The sequence below is a fragment of the Pseudomonas sp. S2_B07 genome (genome assembly GCF_054668435.1).
In genome coordinates this window covers 3425529-3449719 of record NZ_CP162769.1, presented here as the reverse complement: position 1 = coordinate 3449719, position 24191 = coordinate 3425529, and the positions used below count along the sequence as shown (strand labels likewise).

The following is a 24191-nucleotide window of genomic DNA, read 5'->3' as shown; positions in this document are numbered from 1 at the left end:
AGTTTGGCGACCACGTCGTTGAGGGTGTCCGTGATGTCCGTGGACACCAGCGACTTGTCCGGCACCAGGCTTTCAAACTTGCCGCCGCTGACCTGATCGATGCTGGCGGTGACTTTGCCGGCGTCCAGGTACACGTCGTCTTTCGGTGCGTCCACGCTGACCTGGCCGGACACCGCATCCTTGAGGATGGTGATGATCGCGCCGTTGCTCAGTTTCACGGTCATGTCGCTGCCGGCGGCATGGGACAAGGTCGCGGTGTAGACGATCTGCCCACCTTCCTGCACCGAACTGCTGGCGCTGAGGGTCAGGCTGGTGGTGTCGGCGGTGTCGGTTACTTTGGTGACGACGGCGGAGCGGTCGGTGTCGAGTTTTTCGAAGTTGCCGCCGGTGCTGTCGGCGATTGCTGCGCGGACGTCCGGTGCGCCGGTGTAAATGTCATTCGGCACGGTGTACGGCACCGAACCACTGGATTCGCCGGCCTTGATATTGATCACCAGGCCATTGTTCAGCGTCACGGTCATCGCGGTGTCAGCCGGGTGGTTCAGGGTGGCGGTGTAGATGATCTGGCCACCTTCGCCGACGGTGCTCACGTCTGCGCTGAGCTTCAGCGTCGTGGTGTCGATGGTGTCATTGACGGTGGTGGTGTGCGTGGTCTGGCTGACGTCGAGCTTCTCGAAATCGCCGCCGCTGGTGCTGGCGATGCCGACGGTGATCTTGCTGCCGTCCTTGTAGACGTCATCGCCCGGCGCCGGAACGGTGATGGAGCCCGACTTGTCGCCGGCCTTGATCAGGACGCTCTCGCCGTTGCTCAACTTGACCGTCATGTCAGTGCCAGCGGCATTGCTGAGGTTGACGGTGTAAGTGATGTTGCCGCCTTCGACCACGTAGTCGCTGGCGGTCATGGTCACCTTGGTGGTGTCCACGGTATCGCTGATGGCGGTCGAGGTCGGGGTTTTGTCGGCGACCAGATTCTCGAAGTTGCCACCGGTCACCTCCTTGATGGAGTTGATCAGCGGCTCGTGGCCGACCAGCGCATCGTTCGGCGCCTTGACGGTGATCGAGGCATTGCTTTCACCGACGGCGATGGTGATTTTTTCACCGTTGGCCAAGGTGACGACCACGGCCTGGCCAGTGACGGGTGCAGTGACGGACGCGGTGTACACCACGTTGCCGCCTTCGTTCGTGGCAGGCGTTGCCGTCAGGCTGACCGTCGAGGTGTTGATCGTGTCAGTGACGTCAGTCACCGCTGCTACCGGGCTGCTCACCAGGTGTTCGAAGTTGCCGCCAGTGGCGTCTTTGATGGTCGCTTCGACTTTGCCGGCGTCTTTGTAGACGTCATCGGCCGGTGCCTTGACGGTCACCGAGCCAGTGGTCGCACCCGCAGCGATGCTGATCACCGCGCCATTGCTCAAGGTGACGGTGACTGGCGTGCCGGCGGCGTTGGTCAGTTTGGCGGTGTAAACGATCGAGCCGCCTTCAGCGACGGAATCGGTCGCGGTCAGGCTAACCGTGGTGGTGTCTTTTACATCGGTCACTGAGGTGACCGCCGGCGTTTTGTTCGCCACCAGATTTTCGTAGTTGCCACCGGTGGTGCCGTCGATTTTTACGCTCAGCGATCCGCCGCCAGCCAAGGCATCGTTAGGTGCTTTGAAATGCACGCTGGCACTGCTGGCGCCGACCGGAATGGTGATGGTCTGGCCGTTGGACAAGGTCACAACCACCGGTGAACCGGTGACGGGCGCGGTGACGGACGCGGTGTAGACCACGGTGCCGCCTTCGACCGTGTGGGCCGTGGCGGTCAGGGATACGGTGCTGTTGTTGATGGTGTCGGTCACGTTAGTGACAGCTGGCGTCTTGTCGGCCACCAGGTTTTCGAAGTTGCCACCGGTGGTTTTGGTGATGCTGGCGTCGACTTTGCCGGCGTCCTTGTACACATCATCCTTGGGCGCGGCGAAACTCACTGAGCCGGTGGTGGCGCCCTTGGCAATGTTGATCACGGCGCCGTTGCTCAGCGTCACACTCATGGCAGAGCCAGCGGCATTGGTCAGCGTCGCGGTATAGACAATCGAGCCGCCCTCGGCGACCGTGCCGGTGGCGCTCAGTGACAGGCCGGTGGTGTCTTTCGTATCAGCAACGGTGGTGACCGCAGGCGCGTAATTGACCGCGACGTTTTCGAAGTTGCCACCGCTTTGGCTGACGATGATCGCCGCGACTTTGCCGCCATCGACGTACGGTGTGTCAGCCGGTGCAGCAAACTCGACCGAACCGCTGGAAGCGCCAGCGGCGATCTGGATGACCGCGCCGTTGCTCAACTTCACGGTCATGGCCGTGTCTGTCGGGTTGCTCAGGGTGGCGGTATAGGTGATCTGGCCACCCTCACTGACGGTGTGGCTGGCCGACAGAGACAGCAATGTGGTGTTGATGGTGTCAAAGACGATGGTGATTGCGGGTGCCTGGCTGACGACGAGGTTCTCGAAGTTGCCGCCGGTGGCGTCGGTCACCTTCACGGTGAGCAAACCGGTGTCCCTGTAGACGTCGTCGCTTGGCGCCGCGATGGTCACCGAACCACTGGTTTTGCCCGCGGCAATGGTGATGGTCTCACCGTTGCTCAGCGTGACGGTTACCGGGGTTTGCGCGGCGTGGGTCAGGGTCGCGGTGTAAGTAATGTGCGAACCTTCAAGTACCGCCGTGTCCGCGCTGAGGGTCAGGCGTGTGGTGTTGGTGGTATCCGCCACGTTGGTCACGGCTGGCGCCGGGTTGGTGACCAGGCTTTCAAAGTTGCCGCCGGCCGCGTCTTTGATGGTGACTTCAACTTTGCCGGCGTCTTTGTAGACGTCGTCCTTCGGCGCATCGACTTTGACGGTGCCGGTGGTTTTACCGGCGTCGATGGTGATGGTCGCGCCGTTGCTCAGGGTCACGGTCACTGGCGTGCCGGCCGGGTTGGTCAGGGTCGCGGTGTAAACAATCGAGCCACCCTCGTTGACGTTGCCGGTGGCCGTCAGCGACAGGGTGGTGGTGTCGACGGTGTCGGTCACGCGGGTGCTGACCGGTGTCTTGTCGGCGACCAGGTTTTCGTAGTTGCCGCCGCTGATGTTGGTGATCGAGTTGGTGACCGGCGCGTGGCCATTTAGCACATCGTTCGAGACCACGGCATTGACGGTGCCGCTGCTTTTGCCAACGTCGATGGTGATGGTCTGACCGTTGGCCAGGGTCACGATGACGGGCGAACCGGTAACCGGAGCACCGACCGATGCGGTGTAAACCACGGTGCCGCCCTCGGCCACGCTGCCGGTGGCGGTCAGGGTGACGGTCGAGGTGTCGAGGGTGTCGGTGACGCTGGTCACGGCGGCAGCCGAGTCTTTGACCAGATTTTCGAAATTGCCGCCAGTGGCGTCCTTGATGGTGACTTCGACTTTGCCGGCGTCTTTGTAGACGTCATCGGCCGGTGCTTTAACGGTCACGGAACCGCTGGTTGCGTTGGCCGCGATGGTGATGACCGCGCCATTGCTCAGGGTGACGGTCACCGGCGTGCCGGCGGCGTTGGTCAGGGTCGCGGTGTAAACGATCGAGCCGCCTTCAGCGACGGAATCGGTCGCGGTCAGGCTAACGGTGGTGGTGTCCTGGGTATCGGTGATCGAGGTGTCCGCCGACTTGCCGTCAACGTCCAGCTTCTCGTAGTTGCCGCCCTTGGCGTCATCAATCTTGACGCTCAAGGAACCGCCACCGGCGAGGGCATCGTTCGGCGCGGTGAAATTCACACTGCCGCTGCTCGATCCGACCGGGATGGTAATGGTCTGGCCGTTGGACAAGGTCACAACCACTGGCGAACCGGTGACGGGTGCGGTAACGGACGCGGTGTAAACCACGGTGCCGCCTTCGGCCACAGTACCGTTGGCGGTCAGGCTGACTGTCGACGTGTTGATGGTGTCAGTGACTTCAGTCACCGCCGCTGCCGGGCTGGTCACCAGGTTTTCGAAGTTGCCGCCGGTGGCGTCCTTGATGGTCGCTTCGACTTTGCCGGCGTCTTTGTAGACATCATCAGCCGGCGCCGGGACGCTCACGCTGCCGGTGGTCGCGCCCGCCGCGATGGTAATGACCGCGCCGTTGCTCAAGGTCACGGTGACTGGCGTACCGGCCGGATTGGTCAGGGTTGCGGTGTACAGAATCTGACCGCCCTCGGCCACTTCGGTCGATGCCGACAGGCTCAGGCCGGTGTCGTCGCGGGAGTCGGTGATGGTGGTGACCGCCGGCGTGGTGCTCGGGACCAGGTTTTCGAAGTTGCCACCGGTTGCACCGGTAATCGTGGTGGTGACGGTGCTGCCATTGTTATAGACATCGTTGGCAGCGGTCGGCACGTTAACGGTGCCCGTGGTGTTGCCGGCGTCGATGGTGATGGTCGAACCGTTGGACAGCGTGATGGTCACCGGGGTTTGAGCCGGGTTGGTCAGCGTCGCGGTGTAGGTGATCACGCCGCCTTCGGTAACGCTGGCGCCTGCGGTCAAACTAACCGTGGTGGTGTCGACGGTGTCGGTGACCTGAGTCACGGCCGGGGTCGTCGGCGGCGTGACGATGATGCCGTTGCCGCCCGTGGTGCCGGTGACGGTCACATCGATTTGGGTCGGGTCGTTATAAACAGTGTCGTTCGGCGCCAACGGCACACTGACGGTGCCGGTCAGTTGGCCGGCCTGGATCACGATCACCGAGCCGTTGGACAAGGTGATGCTCAGGTCGGTCAGCGGCGCCTGTGTCAGGGTCGCGGTGTAAACCAGTACGCCGCCGGCTTCGGTGATGGTCGGCGTGGCGCTGAGGCTCAGGGTCGATTCACGTTGCAGGTTCGGATTGGTGTCGGCCGTTTGTCCGTCGAGGGGGTTCTGTGCCGCCAATGCGCTGGTGCCAAAACCCGCCGTCGGGAAACCCACGGTCGGGTCCACCCGGCCAGCGGTGGCATCCAGCATCACGAAGCTGTGACCGCCACCTGCCGCGCCGCCCGTGCCGGCAGCCGTGGGGCCGGCCGCGGTGGCTTCAAGGTCTTTGGTCGGGTCGGCGCCGGCGACGATGGCTTGCTGCAATTCTTCAACCGATGGCGCGGCCTGTGCGGTGGCTTCTGCCAGGTCGGTGCTGGAGTCCGGAGCGCTGGCGCTCCACTGAGTGTCGCGACCCAGGTCCAGGGTCCGGCCGTCAGCCAGTTCGAGCGTCACGGCACCCGCTGCCCCCGTGTCTACCTGATCCCCTGTCAGCAACCGATCGCCTTCAACGAGTACACGACGGACGCCCTCTGGGGACACCGCGAAAACTTGACCGACAATGCTTTTGACGATGGCAACAACACTGCTCATTGAAGACTCTCCGGGTGGAACATTCAGTTGACTTGCACACGTGACTTACAGGGACATGACGGCACTCGGCCGGACCTGTCCGGGCAAACTTTTAAAGCAAGAGTAGACGCAAGTTTGACGCGGATATTCGTCAATAAATTGTCTATATTTTTTAGCTATTGACTATATGCCAAACTATTGACCTTGCGGGTGCCATCCTAAACACTCGTCTCAGTAATGTCACATTGATATTTGAGTAACGAGCGGTCCCGTCGAGTGTGATCCGGGTCCAATTTTAAACTTTCCGACATACGGTCATTCGGGTGGTCATTTTCCGATGCGTTCGTATGTTTCACAGTGATTTACGACAAGTAATTCAGGGAAATAGAAACCGTTCGTCTGCACTGATTCAAGGCTTCGCCCCATCGCTCCAGGCACCGGTTTTGTTCGGGTACAGAGCTTTGCGCAGGCCATGCGATAGGCACTGGAAGTCCATCCGGAAGTCCAGGCAGGTGTTAATAATCGATTGGGCGCGGATTATCAGTTAAAGACGGCCAAAGGGGGATACTTCCAAGGGGCGATCTGCTGGGCGGTAATTGTCATGAAGACACTGAATAGCGTCACCACGCGAACAGCATCGACCCATAATCACCGGGGGAATTTTGCTCCGCAGGCGTCGCGCCAGCGCCTCTCGCCAATGGCGTTTGACGGTTTCTCGACGTCCAGTGAAGTGGTGCGTCAACAAGCCGCCGAGCTCAAAAACATTCAGTTATTTACTCATCACCGATTCAAGGCGACCATGAGCCGGTTGCTCAAGCGCCAGGGAGTGGTTGCACCGTTGGCATCCGTTGTGCAGAACGACGTGAAGCCAGGTTCCGCTTTCCGGGATGAATTGAGTCCTCCCTTTTTACCGTTAGCCAAGAGTGTCGAGCGTGGAATCAGAAGTCAGTCGAGTTCAACTCATCCATGATCCACGCGCGTTGCATGACGATCCGTTACTGGATGGCCTGCTCGCCCTGTGCACGCTGCACCAGAAACCGGCCAGCGCCGCGATGTTGACCACCGGCCTGCCATTGCCCAAGCAACGCCTGAGCGTTGAGTTGCTGCCTCGCGCCGCCGCTCGCGCCGGCCTGCAAGGTCGGGTGCTGCAACGCAAGCTTGAGCAGATCCCGGCGATTGCGATGCCTGCATTGCTGTTGCTCAAGGATGGCCGCAGTGCGGTCCTGCTCGGCTGGCACGGTGACGACCAGGCGCGCGTACTGCTGAGTGAATGCGATGGCGGCGAAAGTCTCGTCAGTCGTGAATTGCTCGCCGACGACTACACCGGCAAAGTGTTTTTCGCTCAACCCCAGCACAAATTCGACGTCAATCACGGCACGCTGATTCCGCGTGCGCGTTCGTGGTTCCGCGACACCCTCAAGCGTTCGCGCTGGCTGTACGCCGACGCCATCGCCGCCAGTTTCCTGATCAACATCATCGCCATGGCCGCGCCGCTGTTTGTGATGAATGTGTACGACCGCGTGGTGCCGAACCAGGCGGAATCGACCCTGTGGGTCTTGGCCATCGGCATTTCCGGTGCCTACCTGTTCGACCTGATTCTGAAGAGCCTGCGCAGTCTGTGTCTGGACCTGGCCGGCAAGAAAACCGACCTGATCATCTCCGCCACTCTGTTCGAGCGCATTGTCGGCATGGCGATGAAATACCGCCCGGCGCGGGTCGGCAGCTTCGCCCAGAACATCCATGAGTTTCAGAGCCTGCGCGACTTCCTCGCCTCGCTGACCCTGACCAGCCTGATCGACCTGCCGTTTACGCTACTGATCTTCATGGTCATCGCGATCCTCGGCGGGCACCTGGTATGGATTCCGGTGCTGGCGTTCCCGATTGCCTTGCTGATCGGCTACGCGCTGCAGAAACCGCTGGTGGCGACCATGGAACGAACCATGGCCCTCGGCGCAGAGCGTCAGTCGAGCCTGATCGAAACCCTCGCCGGCCTCGACGCGGTGAAGGTCAACAACGCCGAAAGCGAACGCCAGTATCAGTGGGAACAAACCATCGGCACCCTCAGCCGCCTCGAACTGCGGGTGAAAATGCTCTCTGGCCTGGCGATGAACATCACCTTGCTGATCCAGCAACTGGCCGGGGTGATCATGATTGTCTTCGGTGTGTACCAGATCATCGCCGGTAACCTGAGCATGGGCGGCCTGATTGCCTGCTACATGCTCAGCGGTCGTGCGCTGAGCCCGCTGGCTTCGCTGTCCGGCCTGCTGACCCGTTATCAGCAAGCACGGGTGACCATGACCTCGGTCGATCAAATGATGGAGTTGCCGCAAGAGCGCAATTTCGAAGAGCGCCCGCTGAGCCGCAAGGTGCTGCAAGGTGCCATCGAATGCCGGCAGATGAGTTTCACCTATCCGCAACAGCAGAATCCGGCGCTGAAGAACATCAACCTGATCATCAAGCCGGGCGAGAAAATCGGCATCATCGGTCGCAGCGGCTCGGGCAAAAGCTCCCTGGCCAAACTGCTGGTGGGCCTGTACCAACCGGATGACGGCGCGCTGTTGGTGGATGGCGTCGACATCCGTCAGATCGACGTCAGTGAGTTGCGCCACAACATCGGCTACGTGGCTCAGGACATCCAGCTGCTGGCGGGTACCTTGCGCGATAACCTGGTGTCGGGCGCGCGTTATGTAGAAGACGAATTGGTCCTGCAGGCCGCCGAACTGGCCGGCGTGCACGAGTTTGCCCGTCTGCACCCGCAAGGTTACGAACTGCAAGTCGGTGAGCGCGGGCAGAACCTGTCCGGCGGTCAGCGCCAGAATGTCGCGCTGGCCCGGGCGCTGTTGCTTGATCCGCCAATCCTGCTGCTCGACGAGCCGACCAGTGCCATGGACAACACCGGCGAAGAACGCCTCAAACAACGCCTCGCGGCCGTGGTGGAAAGTAAAACCGTGGTGCTGGTCACGCACCGGGCTTCGCTGTTGTCGCTGGTGGATCGCTTGATCGTCATCGACCGTGGACAAATTCTTGCCGATGGCCCGAAAGCCGCCGTGATGGAAGCGTTGAAGAAGGGGCAGATCAGTGTTGCTTAAGTCGGGGTTCAAAAATTCGATCGGTCGTTACTTCAAAGGCTCCGATTCGTTGCATGGCCAGCCACTGCCCGAGGTCAACAAAGCCCTCATCGAAGACGCCCCACGCGTGGTGCGGTTGACGATCTGGGCGATCATCGCTTTCTTCGTGTTCCTGATGCTCTGGGCCCATTACGCGGTGATCGACGAGGTCACCAAGGGCGACGGCAAGGCGATTCCATCGTCCAAGATCCAGAAAATCCAGAACCTTGAGGGCGGTATCGTCTCCGAGCTGTTCGTCAAAGAAGGGCAGATCGTTGAGGCCGGTGCGCCGCTGATTCGCCTCGACGATACGCGCTTCGCTTCCAATGTCGGCGAGACCGAAGCGGATCGCTTGTCGATGCTACTGCGGGTTGAACGCTTGAGCGCGGAAGTCGACGACCGTCCGCTGAATTTCGCGGCGGACGTGCTCAAAGCCGTGCCCGTTCAGGCGGCCAGCGAAGAGTCGCTGTACACGAGCCGTCGTCAGCAACTGCACGATGAAATCGGTGGTTTGCAGGAGCAGTTGATCCAGCGTCAGCAAGAGCTGCGTGAGTTCACCTCCAAACAGTCGCAGTATCGCCAGCAACTGAGTATGCAACGCCAGGAAATCAACATGTCCGAGCCGTTAGTGGCCCAGGGCGCGGTGTCGCCGGTTGAAGTGCTGCGCCTGCGGCGTGCCGAAGTCGAAACGCGCGGACAACTGGATGCCACGACACTGGCGATCCCTCGCGCCGAATCGGCGATCAAGGAAGTGCAGCGCAAGATTGACGAGACACGCGGTAAATTCCGCAGCGAAGCCCTGACTCAACTGAACGAAGCACGCACCGACCTGAACAAGGCCCAGGCCACGGGCAAAGCGCTGGAAGACCGGGTCAGCCGAACGCTGGTGGCATCTCCGGTTCGCGGCATCGTCAACAAGCTGCTGGTGAACACCATTGGCGGCGTGATCCAGCCGGGCAGCGACCTGGTGGAAATCGTGCCGCTGGACGACACCTTGCTGGTCGAGGCGAAAATTCGCCCGCAAGACATCGCCTTCCTGCACCCGGGGCAAGAGGCGACGGTGAAGTTCACGGCGTACGACTACACCATCTACGGTGGGTTGAAGGCCAAGCTTGAGCAGATCGGTGCAGACACCATCACCGATGAAGACAAGAAGACCACGTACTACATCATCAAGCTGCGCACCGATCGCAGCCACCTGGGCACGGATGAAAAGCCGTTGCTGATCATTCCGGGGATGGTGGCGTCGGTGGATATCATCACCGGCAAGAAGTCAGTGCTCAGCTATTTGCTCAAGCCGATTATTCGGGCGCGGGCTGAGGCGTTGCACGAGCGATAATTCGCGATGGCGGCCTGAAAAACAGCACATCCCTAAAAGCCATATCGTTATTCACTAACGGTATTTAAATTTCAATTCTTATACCTATAAAGTCACTCTCCTGCGTACCTGCCGACCAATCGGCGCGCCGCACGACACGAACCAACACGGGACCTCCGTGAGTTTCTTGATCGACGCGCGCGCCCTTGAGCGTGCCGTGCGTGGGAGTGATTTTTATGTCAGCTGTCTCTGCTACCAACCGCATCGCGCCACAAACCTTCGACATCCGCCCGTTCAGCGGCGCTGTCGGTGCCGAAATCATCGGCCTCGACCTGTCCCACCCGATCAATGATCAGGACTTCGCCCGCCTCCATCGCGCGCACCTGAATCATCACGTCGTGGTGTTCCGCGACCAGCGCATCACCCCCGAGCAGCAGATTGCCTTCAGCCGTCGATTCGGCGTGTTGCAGATCCACGTGCTCAAGCAATTCCTGCTGGCCGGCCACCCGGAAATCCTCATCGTTTCCAACATCATCGAAAAGGGCCAATCCATTGGCCTCGGTGACGCTGGCAAGTTCTGGCATTCGGACCTTTCCTATAAAGAACTGCCCAGCCTGGGCTCGATGTTGCACGCCCAAGAGCTGCCATCCGAGGGCGGCGACACCTTGTTCGCTGACATGCACAAAGCCTGGGACAACCTGCCCGATGCGTTGCGCAAAGCGGTTGAAGGCCGATCCGCGGCGCACTCTTACACGGCGCGCTACAGCGAAACCAAATTCGAAGGCAACTGGCGCCCGACCCTGACGCCGGAACAGCTCGCTCAAGTTGCCGAAGTGGTCCACCCGATCGTGCGCACGCACCCGGAAAACGGGCGCAAGGCGCTGTTCGTCAGCGAAGGCTTTACCACCCGCATCGTTGGGTTGCCGGATGACGAGAGCCAGCAACTGCTCGCCGAGCTCTACGCCCACAGCGTGCTGCCGCAAAACATCTACCGCCATCAGTGGCAACCGCATGACCTGGTGTTCTGGGACAACCGTTCGTTGATCCACCTCGCCGCCGGATGCCCCAGCCATCTGCGCCGCAAGCTGTACCGCACCACCATTCAGGGCGACGCGCCTTTCTGATTTATCGGAGAACTCACATGTCCAAACGTTTTCCCTTTGCACCGCTGGCGGCCGCTATCGGCCTGGGTTTCAGCCTGATCGCCGGCAGCCTGGTGGCGCCGACCGCGGCCCACGCCGAAGGTGAAATCCGCATCGCCGAGCAGTTCGGCATTGTTTACCTGTTGCTCAATGTGGTGCGCGATCAGAACCTGATCGAGAAGTACGGCAAGCAGGAAGGCATCGACATCAAGGTCGACTGGACTCAGCTGTCGGGAGGCGCGGCGGTCAACGATGCGCTGCTCTCGGGCTCGATTGATATTGCAGGCGCGGGCGTCGGTCCGTTGCTGACCATTTGGGATCGCACCCACGGCAAGCAGAACGTCAAAGCCGTGGCCTCGCTTGGCAACTTCCCTTACTACCTGGTGAGCAACAATCCCAAGGTCAAGACCATCGCCGATTTCACCGAAAAGGACCGGATTGCGGTGCCGGCGGTGGGCGTGTCGGTGCAGTCACGTTTCTTGCAATACGCGGCCGCCAAGCAGTGGGGGGACAAGGAATTCAATCGCCTCGACAAGTACACCATTGCAGTGCCGCACCCGGACGCTACGGCTGCGTTGGTGGCCGGGGGCACCGAGTTGTCCGGGCACTTCTCCAACCCGCCATTCCAGGATCAGGAGCTGGCCAACCCCAACGTCCACGTGGTGTTGAACTCCTATGACGTGCTCGGCCCGAACTCGCCGACGGTGCTGTTCGCCACCGAGAAATTCCGAGACGAGAACCCGAAAACCTATAAGGCCTTCATCGCGGCGCTGACCGAAGCGGCCGAATTCGCGCAGAACGACAAAGGCGCTGCCGCCGACACTTACATCCGCGTCACCAAGGCGAAAATCGACCGCGCCGCGTTGCTGAAAATCATCGACAACCCGCAGTTCGAATTCAGCGTCACGCCGAAGAATACGTATCCACTGGCCGAGTTCCTCTACCGCGTGGGTGCGATCAAAAACAAACCGGATTCGTGGAAGGACTATTTCTTCCAGGACGCCAAGCCACTGCAAGGGAGCTGATCGAAATGAACGCCCCTTTGCAAGGCCACACGGTCAGCAAACCGAACGTTGCAGCCCAGGCGCTGCTGTCGGTCGACAACGTCAGCCTCGAATACCGCACGCCGCAGCGTGTGGTTCGAGCGACCCATCAAGTCAGTTTTGAAATTGATCCGGCGGACCGCTTTGTGCTGCTCGGCCCGTCCGGTTGCGGCAAATCAACTTTACTCAAGGCAGTAGCCGGGTTCATTCAGCCGTGTGAGGGCGAGATCCGTCTTCAAGGGCAAACCGTACATGCGCCGGGGCCGGACCGCATCGTGGTGTTCCAGGAGTTCGATCAACTGCCGCCGTGGAAAACCGTGAAACAGAACGTCATGTTTCCGCTGCTGGCATCGAAAACCCTGAAGCGTAAAGCAGCTGAAGAGCGGGCGCTGCACTACCTCGAAAAAGTCGGGCTGGCGGCGTTTGCCGATGCTTATCCGCATACCTTGTCCGGTGGCATGAAAGCGCGAGTCGCCATCGCTCGCGCCTTGGCGATGCAACCGAAAATCCTCCTGATGGACGAACCCTTCGCCGCGCTCGATGCGCTGACCCGCCGCAAGATGCAGGAAGAATTGCTGCTGCTGTGGGAAGAGGTGCGTTTCACGCTGCTGTTCGTCACCCACTCCATCGAAGAGGCGTTGGTGGTGGGCAATCGCATTCTGTTGCTGTCGCCGCATCCGGGTCGGGTGCGGGCGGAAGTCCACAGCCACCAATACGATCTGCACAGCCTTGGCGGCGTGGCGTTTCAGGAGTCGGCGCGACGGATTCACCGATTGTTGTTCGATGAAGGTCAGTCGCCGGAAACCGAGCGTGAGCTGGATTTCTCCGACATTCGCATCGCTTATTGAGCCATTGAGAGGAGTGCCCGATGAGCCATTTATCATCTGCGCGTGAAGCGTTCGAAACGGTTTTGCAGCCGCTGACCAGCGTACCGCTGGAGCGTGAATTACCCCTCGGTCAGCGCCTCTGGCAACAGGGCTGGATTCGTAAAAGCCTGATCCTGATATTGCTGGCGGTACTGTGGGAAGTGGTCGCCCGCGTTCAGAACAATGACCTGCTGCTGCCGAGTTTTCTGCAAACCGCCAGCGCGCTGTATGACGGTTTGCTCAGTGGTGAGTTGCTGGGCAAGGTCTGGATTTCGCTGGTGGTGTTGCTCAAGGGCTACCTGATCGGCATCGTCCTGGCGTTTGCCTTGACCACGTTGGCGGTGTCGACCCAGTTCGGTCGGGACCTGCTGAGCACATTGACCTCGATGTTCAACCCGTTGCCGGCGATTGCCTTGTTGCCGTTGGCGCTGCTGTGGTTCGGCCTGGGGCAGAACAGTTTGATTTTTGTGCTGGTGCATTCGGTGCTGTGGGCGTTGGCCTTGAACACCTATGCCGGTTTTCTCGGGGTCTCGGAAACGTTGCGTATGGCGGGTCGTAATTACGGGTTAAAGGGTATGCGGTTTGTGCTGTTTATCCTGATCCCGGCAGCACTGCCGTCGATACTTGCCGGGTTGAAGATTGGCTGGGCCTTTGCCTGGCGTACGTTGATTGCGGCGGAGTTGGTGTTTGGCGCGACCAGCGGCAAGGGTGGGTTGGGCTGGTACATTTTTCAGAACCGTAATGAGCTGTACACCGACAAGGTGTTTGCCGGGTTGGCGGTGGTGATTTTGATTGGGTTGCTGGTGGAGAACCTGGTGTTTGATTCGTTGGAGCGGGTGACCGTTAAGCGCTGGGGGATGCAGCGGTAAGAGTTGTGGTGTTTGGTCTGAGCCATCGCGAGCAAGCTCGCTCCCACAGGGTTTTGTATGGTTCGCAAAATGGTCGGTCAATGTAATCCATCGTGCGAGCTTGCTCGCGATGGGGCCAATCCAGCCAACACATCATTTGAGAGATGTTTGCTAGCATTGCGTCTGAATCAATCCAGATCAGCCACGAGTGCTCAGCATGCAACTCCCGGACATGAACCTGTTGGTCGCCCTCGACGCCTTGCTCAATGAGGGCAGCGTGGTTGGCGCTGCGCGGCGGATGAACCTCAGCCCGGCGGCGATGAGCCGAACGCTGACGCGCATACGCGAAGCCATCGGCGACCCGATCCTGGTGCGCGCCGGGCGCGGTCTGGTGCCAACGCCCAAGGCGCTGGAACTGCGCGAGCAGGTGCGTGACGTGGTCGAGCAGGCCGCCTTGCTGTTTCGTTCCGCCGATGAGGTGGACCTCGGTTCGTTGCGCCGCCGGTTCAGTATCCGCGCCAATGATTTTTTCGTCGGTGTCTATGGCGGCAAACTGTTCGACACCCTGGAGCGCCAGGCGCCGCACTGTGAGTTGCGCTTTGTGCCGGAAGGCGATGGCGATGATGAAGCGCTGCGTGAAGGGCGGATCGATTTGAGTGTCAGCAACAATCGTCCGGTCATGCCGGAAGTGAAAGTGCAGAACCTGTTCTCGACACACTTCGTCGGTCTGGTGCGCGAGGACCATCCCCTGTTCGACGAAGAGATTACCGCCGAGCGCTATGCCGGTTTTTCGCATATCAGCATGTCGCGCCGTGGCATTGCCCGCGGGCCGATCGACACGGCTCTCAACGCATTGGGGCTGGAGCGGCGGGTGGCGGTGATCGCGCCGAGCTTTCATGCGGCAATGTTCGCGTTGCCGGATTCCAATCTGATTCTGCCGGTGCCCCAAGAGGCGTTGCTGAGCGTGCGACGCCTGGGTTTGAAACTGCGCTCGTTCACCCTGCCGATTCCGCTGCCCACCCTGATGCTGACCCAGGCCTGGCACCCACGGTTTGACAATGATCCAGCTCACCGTTGGCTGCGTGAAACCCTCAAAACCTGCTGCGACGAAACATGGCAGGCCGCACAACCCATCTGAAGCAACCCCCACTCCTACAGGGGGTTTTGTATTGTTGCGCCTAGCGCACTTATAACCTGTCGATAAGTCAGTTTTCGTCAGGCCCCACGCTTTTTAAAATGCCCCGGTATTCAACCCCCGGAGCAAGCCGTAATGACTTCCCTCACCGTCACGGCACCCCTCGCCGTGACCCCGCCCGCCGCCGTCGTGCCACCGGTCTTCGGCCCGCGGATCATCATCGGTCTGGTGGGGGTGTTGCTGGCAGTGCTGGTGTCGGGCTTGAACGAGATGGTGACCAAAGTAGCGTTGGCGGATATTCGCGGTGCATTGGCCATCGGTTACGACGAAGGCACCTGGCTGGTCGCCAGTTACACCGCGACCTCGGTGGCGGCCATGGCGTTTGCGCCGTGGTGTGCGGTGACGTTCTCCCTGCGGCGATTCACCCTGTGCGCCATCAGCGTCTTCACGGTGTTGGGCCTGTTGTGTCCGTTCGCCCCGAACTACGAAAGCCTGCTGGTCATGCGCACGTTGCAGGGCCTGGCCGGCGGTGCATTGCCACCGATGCTGATGACCGTCGCACTGCGGTTCCTGCCGGCCAATGTGAAGCTCTATGGCCTGGCCGGTTATGCGCTGACCGCCACGTTCGGCCCCGGTCTCGGTACACCACTGGCCGGGTTGTGGACCGAGTATGTCGGTTGGCAGTGGACGTTTTGGCAGATCATCGTGCCGTGTCTGCTGGCGCTGGGCGCGGTGGCCTATGGTTTGCCCCAGGACCCGCTACGTCTGGAGCGCTTCAAGCACTTCAACTGGCGCGGACTGCTGCTGGGTTTTCCGGCGATCTGCATGCTGGTGATCGGCATCTTGCAGGGCAATCGGCTGGACTGGTTCGAGTCGAGCCTGATCTGTGGATTGCTCGGTGGTGGGCTGCTGTTGCTGGTGCTGTTTTTGATCAATGAATGGTCGCAGCCGATACCGTTTTTCAAGATGCAGATGCTTGGCATCCGCAACCTCTCGTTTGCTTTGCTCACCTTGGCCGGGGTGCTGGTGATACTGCTGGCGGTGATCATCATTCCGTCCTCTTACCTCGCTCAGGTGCAGGGTTACCGGCCCGTGCAGACGGCGCCGATCACGCTGTTGGCGGCGTTGCCGCAGTTGATTGCGCTGCCGTTGGTGGCGGCGTTGTGCAACCTGCGATGGGTCGATTGTCGCTGGGTGTTGGGCGCGGGTTTGAGCCTGTTGGCGCTGTCGTGCGTCGGTGGTTCGCAGCTGACGTCAGCATGGATTCGCGACGATTTCTACGCGCTGCAACTGCTGCAAATATTCGGTCAGCCCATGGCCGTCCTGCCGCTGTTGATGCTGTCGACCGGCAGCATCTTGCCGATGGAAGGGCCGTTCGCCTCGGCCTGGTTCAACACGGTGAAAGGTCTGTCAGCGGTAATTGCGACCGGCGTCATCGAGGCATTGACCACCACCAGGCTGCATTTTCACTCGACGATGCTGGTGGACAACCTCGGCAACTCGCCCCTGGCCGAACGCGACAGCGCGGGCCTCGCCCATCGCCTGCACGAGCAAGCCGTGGTGCTGACTTCTTCCGATCTTTACCTGTGCATGGCGGGCGTCGCGTTGGCGTTGATCCTGCTGATTTTCTGGCTGCCGACGCGGATGTATCCACCGCGCGCGCCGACTTGAACGCTTTACTGAAACAGAAGGTTTTTATGACGACTCAAACCAAGCAAAAGATAGCTGTCGGTGTCGCCGTAGTAGTGGCGGTCAGTGTGCTGATTTGCCTGCTGACGCCCGGCCTTTTCGGTCCGCGTACGCAGCAAAAAACCAATGACGCGTTTGTCTCGGCGGACTTCACGCTGGTGGTCTCGCGCGTGGCCGGGTTTATCAAGGAGGTGCTGGTGGAAGACAACCAGCAGGTCAAGACCGGGCAGTTGCTGGCACTGATCGATGATCGTGATCTGCGCGCTGCGGCTCAGGCGGCGGACGCCGAAACCCTGGTGGCCAGGGCGCAACTGCAAAATGCCCGCGCAACCCTTGAGCGCCAGGCCTCAGTGATCGCTCAGGCTCAAGCCTCGGTAGTCTCGGCCAAGGCTGAAATGGCGTTCGCCGAGCATGAGTTGAACCGCTACGACCACTTGGCCGGTGTTGGGGCCGGCACGGTGCAGAATGCTCAGCAAGCGCGCACGCGCATCGATCAGGCCAATGCGCGGTTGGCCAACGCGATGGCGGTGCTGGCGGCGGAGCGCAAGCAAGTGGACATCCTGACGGCCCAGCGCGATGCGGCGGAAGGCGGACTGAAACGGGCGCAAGCCGCGCTGGAAATCGCCAGCTATGAGTTGTCTTACACGCGCATTGTCGCGCCGCAGGACGGCATGGTCGGCGAGCGCGCCGTGCGAGTCGGCGCTTATGTGACACCGGGTAGCAAGATTCTGGCGGTAGTGCCGCTGGCGCAGGCTTACGTGGTGGCCAATTTTCAAGAGACTCAACTGACTAACGTTCAGCCAGGGCAGGGTGTGCAGGTGCGGGTTGATAGCCTCGGCGGGGAGGCGCTGAACGGTCGCGTCGAGAGCATCGCCCCGGCGACGGGCGTGACGTTTGCTTCGATCAAGCCGGACAACGCCACGGGTAACTTCACCAAGGTTGTGCAGCGGATCCCGGTGAAAATCGTCCTCGAACCTGGGCAGGCATTGGCCTCGCGGCTGCGCGTGGGGATGTCGGTGGAGGCGAGTATTGATACGGCGAGTGCCGTGTCGCATGAGGTGGCTCAGCGATGAAGATTTTTGTTGAGCGGTGGCCTCAACTGACCTTTTGCGCCTTGCTGATCATGAGCCTGTCAGCCTGCACCGTCGGCCCCGACTTCCACAAACCTCAAGCCCGACAAATCACCGAATGGTCAAAACCGGCCAAACCCGCCGCCGGTGAAGCGGTCACCGCCGACATGAACGAACGCTGGTGGGAAGTCTTCAACGACCCAAAACTCTCCGCCCTGACCCAGCGCGCCCAGACCGACAACCTCGACCTGAAACTCGCCAGCAGCCGCTTGCAGCAAAGCCGTGCCGCGCGCCAGGTGATCACCGCCAACCGTTACCCCAACACGGCCGCGACGGGCAGCTATGGGCGCAAACGCAACAGCGGCGAAGGCTTGAACGATCCCTCGGGGCACAACGGTGATTCGGCATTCAACCTGTGGGACACCGGCTTCTCCGCCTCCTGGGAACTGGATTTCTGGGGACGTGTACGCCGCGAAACCGAAGCCGCCGACGCCACGCTGGAAGTCGCGGAAAACGATCGTCGCGGCGTGCTGCTGTCGGTGCTCGCGGAAACCGCTCAGGACTACATTCAGCTGCGCGGCGTGCAAAGCACTCGGGCTGTTACCGAGCAAAACCTCGATGTCGCCCGCCACAGTTTGAAACTTTCGCAACTGCGTCTGGCCGACGGCGTTGCCACTGACCTGGATGTCGCCGAGGCTGCCGCCCAAGTTGCCGCCATCGAATCGCGCCTGCCCGCGCTGGAGCAGCGGCAGTCGCAACTGATCAACGCGTTGAGCCTGTTGATGGGCGAACCGCCGCAAGCGCTGCACGCCGAGTTATCCACAGATGGGCCGGTGCCGCAAACCCCGCGCCAGGTCGCGATCGGCTTGCCGTCGCAGCTGGCTGAACGCCGTCCGGATATTCGCCAGGCTGAGGCGCAACTGCACGCTGCCACCGCGAACATCGGCGTGGCCAAGGGTGACTTCTACCCGCGGATCACCTTGTCGGGCAACCTGGGTTCGCAAGCCATGCAGCTCAGCGATTTTGGTTCGTGGGGCTCGCGTTCATTCGGCATCGGCCCGCAATTCAGCCTGCCGCTGTTTGACGGCGGTCGCCTGCGCGGTGTGCTGAACCTGCGCGAAGCCCAGCAACAGGAAGCGGCCATCGCCTATCAGCAAACCGTGCTGCGCGCCTGGCATGAAATCGACGATCAACTGGCCGCCTACAACGCCAGCCAACTGCGCCGCGACAGCCTCGCCGAAGCCGTCCGCCAAAACCAGATCGCCCTGCGCACTGCGCAGCAGCAATACACGGAAGGCGTGGTGGACTTCGTTAATGTGCTGACGGTGCAAAGCGCATTGCTGGCGACGCAGGAGCAGTTTGTGGAGAGTTCGACCGGGGTTTCGCTGGCGATGGTCGGGTTGTACAAGGCGTTGGGTGGGGGATGGGAGTCGGTGTATCCGCTGGTAAATGTCGTTACCAATAATCCGGTTTGATGGCGGGCGCCTTGTGCGTTGGTACCCTGTTTGGAAATTGATGTGTCCGCAGCTCTTCTGCGGTGACGACTCGTCGCATCCAGTGGGAGTGTTCTTTCAAAGAACCTGGAGAAGGACGGTTTAACTCAGCCCGGTGGGGAAGAATGACACCGACTTTCATGTCAGGGAAATCTTCTCGAATTGCTCTGAGAGCTGGAGTCATGTCTGTGTCGCTGGATACTAATACAAGTTGTTCGATAGGCTCATTGAAATGAAGTTTGGACTGTCTTGCTGCCGTGCGATACATGCTGATTCCGATGTGAACATCTGTTTCTTTCTCTTCAAGTTTCCAGATGTCGACTTTGTCTTGGCGCGATGCCCCGGTTTTTCTGTCAATGAAACGTGGGGCTTTAGCAGGCTCAAGCTTATGGCGACCATAGTGAACGGCAACGTTGGTCGTTTTTAACGCTCGTACGTAAGTGTCTTGAGCTTCTTTAGAGGTTCGGCCGCGAGTAGCAAGTTCTGGTTTGACGGATGAAGTGAAGTAATCAACAGAGATAATTGAGCTCTGCGGATTCTCGATGTGCGCGACATGGGCTAGCAAGCCTTTGAGATTAAGCCATTTGTAGGGCGTGCCAGCGAGTAACCCATAGAACACGTTGTAGCCATCAACAAAGAAAGCAGTTCGCAAAAGCTCATACCTCAGAAACGAAAAAACCGGCCTAAGCCGGTTTTCTCACCTCCAACTGCCAGAGAATTTAATCTCTGCGTACGGGGTTCAGTGGGGGGATCGTAAGTCGGGTGGGGCACGGACGTCAACCCGTTGATTGATCCATCGCTCTACTCGACTTGCAGCGGCGAGCCAGTTTTGAGCAGTCGGTTGGTCGTTGGTCAAGGTCTTATCGACTAAATCTATGAGCGTTTGCTACGAGATGAAGTTCAAAGTGCTGCATCTTTGCAAAAGTGAAAGTTGTCTACAGGTCTTCTCAGTAACGACCGCATGTAGATTCCCAGAATCCTGTGGGATTTGATACCGAGAGGCAATGGAGAGGGAACATGGTGCCTGCTGAGAAGTATCTGGTTTTTTGAAACAGCACATTTCTATCGAGTAACCATTCTCCGCTTGATGCTCCGCCGCGTGTTTTAGCCTCTACTCATCCATCTGGGAGATAAGGTCGGCAACGTCACTGGTCGCAAAGCCAGCATCGACGAAGAACCTGCGCCGCCTTAAAGTGATCCATAGGCTTCGTGATGTCGGGCCGGTTGCAGGGGGAGGCAATGGAAGCGCGCAGAGAAACTTCGCTTGGCGGTACCCAGGATCCGCACGCGGTGCCTGGCGGCTGGGCGGTGGTACAGCGTTGGTTGCGGTGGGCGCAGGAGCACCGGCTGTTGCCGATTCTGGCGTTGGCAGCCTTGGTACGTTTCTACGACCTGACGGCGGCGGCCATTTGGGGCGACGAAGGGTCGAGCCTGCTGATGAGCCACTACTCATTGGCCGAAATATGGGTGCACGCTGCCCATGACGTGCACCCGCCGCTGTATTTCATGCTGCTGCATGGCTGGATCGAAGTGTTCGGCGACGGCATTTTTTCGATTCGCTGTCTCAGCGCTCTGCCCGGGATCATTACGGTGTGGCTCGGCGTCTGGTTGATGGACTTGATCGCCACCCGGCGCGCTGCGTTATTGGCCGGTTTTCTCCTGGCGCTGCTGCCGACGGCGGTGCGTTATAGCCAGGAAGTGCGGATGTACTCGCTGCTGGGCCTGTGGCTGATCGGCGCGACGATTGCGCTGGTCTACTGGATCAGGCATCCCCGGCGTACACGCTATCTGGTGGCGTATGTGCTGCTGATGAGTGCGGCGTTCTACACCCATTATTTCACCGCCCTGTGCGTGGTGTGCCACTGGCTGTACCTGGGGCTGATTCGTGTACTGCCAGCGTATCGCGTGCGCACTATTCAACGCCCCGGCTGGTGGTTGGCGAACGTGGCAATCGTGCTGATCTACCTGCCATGGGTACCCAACCTGATTGATCTGATCCAGCACATGGACCTGCTCAAAGCCAATGGTGATGTGGGGTGGGAGTTGCCGGTCACGTTCGGCTCGTTGCCGTCGATGATCTGGTCGTTGCTGACCCAGGACGATGGCGAAAACTTGCCGACGCTGATTTTTATCGCGCTGCCGCTGGCGTTGCTGGCCATTGCCGGCGTGGCATTGGCGCGGGATCGTAGCGTCATTCGCGGCAGTATCCTGCTGGTGATCTACACGGCGTTGCCAATGCTGTTGGTGTTCGCCGTGTCGTTTATCTCGCCGGTGTTCATTGAGCGTTACCTGACGGCCTATGCACTGGGGTTGCCGATGATTGTCGCGCTGGCTGTTGATCGCCTGTATTCAGGCTTTCGAATGCTGGCGCTGGCAGTGCTGGTGTTGTTTGTCGGCGTCGAACTGGTCGGCTTGAAAAACAACGCTACGGTCGATACCCACGATCAAATCAATGTGATGGTCGACTACGTTAACCAGCACTTCGTTGCGGGCGACCAGATCGTCACCAGCGATATGCTCTGGTACCTCGCCTATGTTTATTACAATCGCACCGACGCTAAACCGTTGCTGTACACCCCGCCGTTGGCCAATGGCGGGTCGGGCCGACCCAATGGCTATGGATTTGGCACGCTGGTCACCCAGGACATTTATCTGGACCGCCTCGACAACTTGCCCAAGGGCACCGGTCGGGTGTGGCTGATCGGCACCGTCGGTGTGCCGGACGAGTTCGCACCGCTGCCCGTGGGCTGGAAGAACGCCGGTATTACGCAGGCGGGCGGGGCTAATGCGCGCTTGTTTGTGCTGCATTGAAAGTCTTGGTATTAAGGTTTTGACGACAAATCCGCCATCCCCTTGAGCAGTTCAATCGGCAGCGGGAAGACAATGGTCGAGCTCTTGTCCCCGGCAATCGAACTCAGCGTCTGCATGTAACGCAACTGCATGGCCCCAGGCTGACGGCCGAGCATTTCAGCGGCCTGCATGAGTTTTTCCGAGGCCTGCAATTCACCCTCGGCGTGGATCACCTTGGCCCGGCGCTCCCGTTCGGCTTCGGCCTGTTTGGCGATGGCACGGACCATCGATTCATTGAGGTCCACATGTTTGATCTCGACGTTGGCAACCTTGATGCCCCAGGCGTCGGTCTGGGCGTCGAGCACTTGCTGGATGTCGATGTTCAGCCGTTCGCGCTCGGCCAGCAGTTCATCGAGCTCATGTTTACCCAGCACCGCTCGCAGAGTGGTCTGGGCCAATTGGCTGGTGGCCGCCAGAAAGTCTTCGACCTGGATAATCGCTTTCTGTGGATCGAGCACACGGAAATACAGCACCGCGTTGACCTTGACCGAGACGTTGTCGCGGGTAATGACGTCTTGTGGGGGAACGTCGAGGACGATGGTTCGCAGGTCGACACGGACCATTTGCTGGACCACCGGGATCAGCAGGATCAAGCCGGGACCCTTGACCTGCCAGAAGCGTCCGAGTTGGAACACCACGCCGCGCTCGTATTCGCGCAGGATGCGGAAGGTCGACCCCGCCAGTGCAATCAGCAGTAGCAGCAGCGCGGCGAAACCTACTTGCAGGCCCATGTTTATTCTCCCACCGGCACCGCGTCAGCCGCGGCCACTTGCAACAGTAATCCTTTTCGCGCCACCACCAGGACGTGTTGCCCCGGCTGCAGCGGTGTCGGGCTTGAAACCTGCCAGCGCTCCCCTTGCAGATGCACCCAGCCGTTGCAGGCGTTGTCGGGCAGCAACGACAGGACCGGCGTCACGCTGCCCAGCAGCTCTGCATCGCCAGTGACGTTACGCCGCGGTCGGGTTTTCAGGGCGCGGATCAGCAGGAAAATCAGGAGCAGGGCACTCACCAGCCCCAGGCCGATGATCAAGGGAACAGGTATTTCGGTGTTGGTCAGAATCACTGCACCGATCACGAACATCACAATGCCGCCCAAACCGATCACGCCATAGTTGGGCAACGCGGCCTCGGCGATCAGAAAGGCGATGCCGAAGGTGATCAACCAGATCCCGATGGGATTTGGCATCAGCAGCACAACGGTATCGGCGGCGAACACCGATCCGCTCATCGCCAACAGCAGTGCAACGGCACAGCAACGAATCTTCACGTGACCCTCCGCGAGAGTCATCAGGTGGCTCTGTATACAGTTTAGTTGAGCCTTGGCATCTCTGAATTCTGCTCACTTTACGGTGGCGTCCGATGGGCGGATTTCCCGCCGAAATGCATCATCAGGCCTAGACTTTCAGTACGAAGAAACGCGTCAACCATCGTCCGCTCGTCACTGTTGCGGACACCGAGGTGCATCATGCGTATGGCAAGAACCGTGCAGCGAAGCCTGGAAACGGCACACTGCGAATATGACATCGTCACCCATCCCCATTCGGCCAGTAGCCTGGAAACGGCGCGGCTCGCGGGTGTTCCTGCCGAGCGGGTGGCCAAGTCGGTCATCCTCGACGATCACCACGGCCACTACCTGATGGCCGTGTTGCCTGCCAGCCGTCACCTGGACCTGAGCAAAGTCCGCAGCAGCGGTGAATGGCAGGTCTCGCGGGAAAGCAATCTGCCGCACCTGTTCGATGATTGCGAACGCGGTGCCGTGCCGGCGCTGGGTGAGGCCTATGGGCTGGATGTGGTCATTGACCCGTTGGTAACCCGGCAGAAAGACATCTATCTGGAAGCTGGCAATCACATCAATTTGCTGCACATGGACATGCCGCAATTCTTGAAAATGGTGCCGCATGCCGAGGTGCGGGAATTGAGTCAGTGAGTGTTGTGTTGTCAGTACCACCGCCATCGCGAGCAAGCTAGCTCCCACCTTTGACCGGGTTTTTAGGTGGGAGCGAGCCTGCTCGCGATTGATTTTTCATTTCTCAAGGAGCCCGACATGGAATCCCCAACCCACACCCTGCCCAACCTGTTCAAGCAACTCGGCCTGGAGGATGACGCCGAGAGCATCGATAAATTCATCGCCACCCACTCACCGCTCAAGCCCGAACTGCACCTTGCCGATGCGTTTTTCTGGAGCGAGAGCCAGGCGGATTTTTTGCGTAACGATATTTTGGAGGATGCGGATTGGGCGGAGGTGGTGGATCAGTTGGATGTGTTGTTGAGGAAGGGGCGGGGGCTGTAGAAGCAATTGAAAAAACTCGTCACAG

Annotated in this window: 17 protein-coding genes and 1 pseudogene; 14 read left to right on the top strand and 4 right to left on the bottom strand. The window is 60.0% G+C overall.

Annotated elements, in window-relative coordinates; all coding sequences use genetic code 11:
* Window positions 1–83: 83 nt before the first annotated feature.
* Window positions 84–5336: pseudogene (locus tag AB4N43_RS15840) on the bottom strand (retention module-containing protein); the annotation flags it as partial.
* A 580-nt stretch (window positions 5337–5916) separates the two neighbouring features.
* Here AB4N43_RS15840 and AB4N43_RS15835 point away from each other — a divergent pair.
* From AB4N43_RS15835 to AB4N43_RS15785, 11 genes are all read left to right on the top strand, one after another.
* Window positions 5917–6285 carry a hypothetical protein gene (locus tag AB4N43_RS15835; protein WP_460151680.1) on the top strand — a complete coding sequence of 123 codons (369 nt, stop codon included), beginning with the start codon at window positions 5917–5919 and terminating at the stop codon, window positions 6283–6285.
* Window positions 6248–8404, top strand: a complete 2157-nt coding sequence (locus tag AB4N43_RS15830; protein ID WP_059181867.1) for a type I secretion system permease/ATPase — start codon at window positions 6248–6250, stop codon at window positions 8402–8404. The genes AB4N43_RS15835 and AB4N43_RS15830 overlap by 38 nt, the downstream gene beginning before the upstream one ends.
* Window positions 8394–9761 (top strand): HlyD family type I secretion periplasmic adaptor subunit, encoded by a 1368-nt coding sequence (locus AB4N43_RS15825; RefSeq protein WP_027926023.1) that lies wholly within the window; start codon window positions 8394–8396, stop codon window positions 9759–9761. Before AB4N43_RS15830 ends, AB4N43_RS15825 begins: the two co-directional genes overlap by 11 nt.
* A gap of 215 nt (window positions 9762–9976) precedes the next feature.
* On the top strand, window positions 9977–10864 hold the full coding sequence (locus AB4N43_RS15820; RefSeq protein WP_460151678.1) for a TauD/TfdA dioxygenase family protein: 888 nt from the start codon (window positions 9977–9979) through the stop codon (window positions 10862–10864).
* A 17-nt stretch (window positions 10865–10881) separates the two neighbouring features.
* The gene (locus AB4N43_RS15815) at window positions 10882–11907 is read left to right on the top strand and encodes an ABC transporter substrate-binding protein (protein WP_460151676.1); all 1026 of its coding nucleotides are present in this window, start codon (window positions 10882–10884) and stop codon (window positions 11905–11907) included.
* A gap of 5 nt (window positions 11908–11912) precedes the next feature.
* A complete protein-coding gene (locus tag AB4N43_RS15810; RefSeq protein WP_460151674.1) occupies window positions 11913–12773 on the top strand; it encodes an ABC transporter ATP-binding protein in 861 nt (286 codons plus the stop codon).
* 20 nt (window positions 12774–12793) lie between these two features.
* Window positions 12794–13660, top strand: coding sequence for an ABC transporter permease (locus AB4N43_RS15805; RefSeq protein WP_059181866.1), 867 nt, complete (start codon window positions 12794–12796; stop codon window positions 13658–13660).
* 196 nt (window positions 13661–13856) lie between these two features.
* Complete coding sequence (locus AB4N43_RS15800; protein WP_460151672.1) at window positions 13857–14777, top strand: LysR family transcriptional regulator; 921 nt, start codon at window positions 13857–13859, stop codon at window positions 14775–14777.
* Between the two features lie 132 nt (window positions 14778–14909).
* Window positions 14910–16445 (top strand): MFS transporter, encoded by a 1536-nt coding sequence (locus AB4N43_RS15795; protein WP_027926017.1) that lies wholly within the window; start codon window positions 14910–14912, stop codon window positions 16443–16445.
* Window positions 16446–16471: 26 nt separating this feature from the next.
* Window positions 16472–17536, top strand: coding sequence for an HlyD family secretion protein (locus tag AB4N43_RS15790; protein WP_460151669.1), 1065 nt, complete (start codon window positions 16472–16474; stop codon window positions 17534–17536).
* The gene (locus AB4N43_RS15785; RefSeq protein WP_460151667.1) at window positions 17533–19008 is read left to right on the top strand and encodes an efflux transporter outer membrane subunit; all 1476 of its coding nucleotides are present in this window, start codon (window positions 17533–17535) and stop codon (window positions 19006–19008) included. Before AB4N43_RS15790 ends, AB4N43_RS15785 begins: the two co-directional genes overlap by 4 nt.
* Here the strand turns inward: AB4N43_RS15785 and AB4N43_RS15780 are convergent.
* Window positions 18989–19678: an NYN domain-containing protein gene (locus AB4N43_RS15780; RefSeq protein ID WP_082694318.1), complete on the bottom strand. Its 690-nt coding sequence runs from the start codon at window positions 19676–19678 to the stop codon at window positions 18989–18991. The two genes, AB4N43_RS15785 and AB4N43_RS15780, sit on opposite strands and share 20 nt — an antisense overlap.
* A gap of 587 nt (window positions 19679–20265) precedes the next feature.
* On the opposite strand from AB4N43_RS15780, the gene AB4N43_RS15775 reads away from it, so the two are divergent.
* On the top strand, window positions 20266–21837 hold the full coding sequence (locus tag AB4N43_RS15775) for a glycosyltransferase family 39 protein (RefSeq protein ID WP_027926015.1): 1572 nt from the start codon (window positions 20266–20268) through the stop codon (window positions 21835–21837).
* A gap of 11 nt (window positions 21838–21848) precedes the next feature.
* On the opposite strand, the gene AB4N43_RS15770 is transcribed toward AB4N43_RS15775, so the two are convergent.
* Window positions 21849–22607, bottom strand: coding sequence for a slipin family protein (locus AB4N43_RS15770; protein ID WP_027926014.1), 759 nt, complete (start codon window positions 22605–22607; stop codon window positions 21849–21851).
* Between the two features lie 2 nt (window positions 22608–22609).
* Window positions 22610–23143: an NfeD family protein gene (locus tag AB4N43_RS15765; protein ID WP_027926013.1), complete on the bottom strand. Its 534-nt coding sequence runs from the start codon at window positions 23141–23143 to the stop codon at window positions 22610–22612.
* 198 nt (window positions 23144–23341) lie between these two features.
* On the opposite strand from AB4N43_RS15765, the gene AB4N43_RS15760 reads away from it, so the two are divergent.
* Both AB4N43_RS15760 and AB4N43_RS15755 read left to right on the top strand, forming a co-directional pair.
* Window positions 23342–23803: an aminoacyl-tRNA deacylase gene (locus AB4N43_RS15760; RefSeq protein ID WP_027926012.1), complete on the top strand. Its 462-nt coding sequence runs from the start codon at window positions 23342–23344 to the stop codon at window positions 23801–23803.
* A 117-nt stretch (window positions 23804–23920) separates the two neighbouring features.
* On the top strand, window positions 23921–24166 hold the full coding sequence (locus AB4N43_RS15755) for a DUF2789 domain-containing protein (protein ID WP_460151663.1): 246 nt from the start codon (window positions 23921–23923) through the stop codon (window positions 24164–24166).
* Window positions 24167–24191 lie beyond the last annotated feature (25 nt).

Bases quoted from the DNA above. Each gene is read 5' to 3' on its own strand.
- AB4N43_RS15835 (WP_460151680.1), top strand. From the start codon at position 5,917: ATGAAGACACTGAATAGCGTCACCACGCGAACAGCATCGACCCATAAT.
- AB4N43_RS15815 (WP_460151676.1), top strand. From the start codon at position 10,882: ATGTCCAAACGTTTTCCCTTTGCACCGCTGGCGGCCGCTATCGGCCTG.
- AB4N43_RS15800 (WP_460151672.1), top strand. From the start codon at position 13,857: ATGCAACTCCCGGACATGAACCTGTTGGTCGCCCTCGACGCCTTGCTC.
- AB4N43_RS15770 (WP_027926014.1), bottom strand. From the start codon at position 22,607: ATGGGCCTGCAAGTAGGTTTCGCCGCGCTGCTGCTACTGCTGATTGCA.
- AB4N43_RS15760 (WP_027926012.1), top strand. From the start codon at position 23,342: ATGCGTATGGCAAGAACCGTGCAGCGAAGCCTGGAAACGGCACACTGC.
- AB4N43_RS15820 (WP_460151678.1), top strand. From the start codon at position 9,977: ATGTCAGCTGTCTCTGCTACCAACCGCATCGCGCCACAAACCTTCGAC.
- AB4N43_RS15805 (WP_059181866.1), top strand. From the start codon at position 12,794: ATGAGCCATTTATCATCTGCGCGTGAAGCGTTCGAAACGGTTTTGCAG.
- AB4N43_RS15775 (WP_027926015.1), top strand. From the start codon at position 20,266: ATGGAAGCGCGCAGAGAAACTTCGCTTGGCGGTACCCAGGATCCGCAC.
- AB4N43_RS15810 (WP_460151674.1), top strand. From the start codon at position 11,913: ATGAACGCCCCTTTGCAAGGCCACACGGTCAGCAAACCGAACGTTGCA.
- AB4N43_RS15790 (WP_460151669.1), top strand. From the start codon at position 16,472: ATGACGACTCAAACCAAGCAAAAGATAGCTGTCGGTGTCGCCGTAGTA.
- AB4N43_RS15755 (WP_460151663.1), top strand. From the start codon at position 23,921: ATGGAATCCCCAACCCACACCCTGCCCAACCTGTTCAAGCAACTCGGC.
- AB4N43_RS15795 (WP_027926017.1), top strand. From the start codon at position 14,910: ATGACTTCCCTCACCGTCACGGCACCCCTCGCCGTGACCCCGCCCGCC.
- AB4N43_RS15785 (WP_460151667.1), top strand. From the start codon at position 17,533: ATGAAGATTTTTGTTGAGCGGTGGCCTCAACTGACCTTTTGCGCCTTG.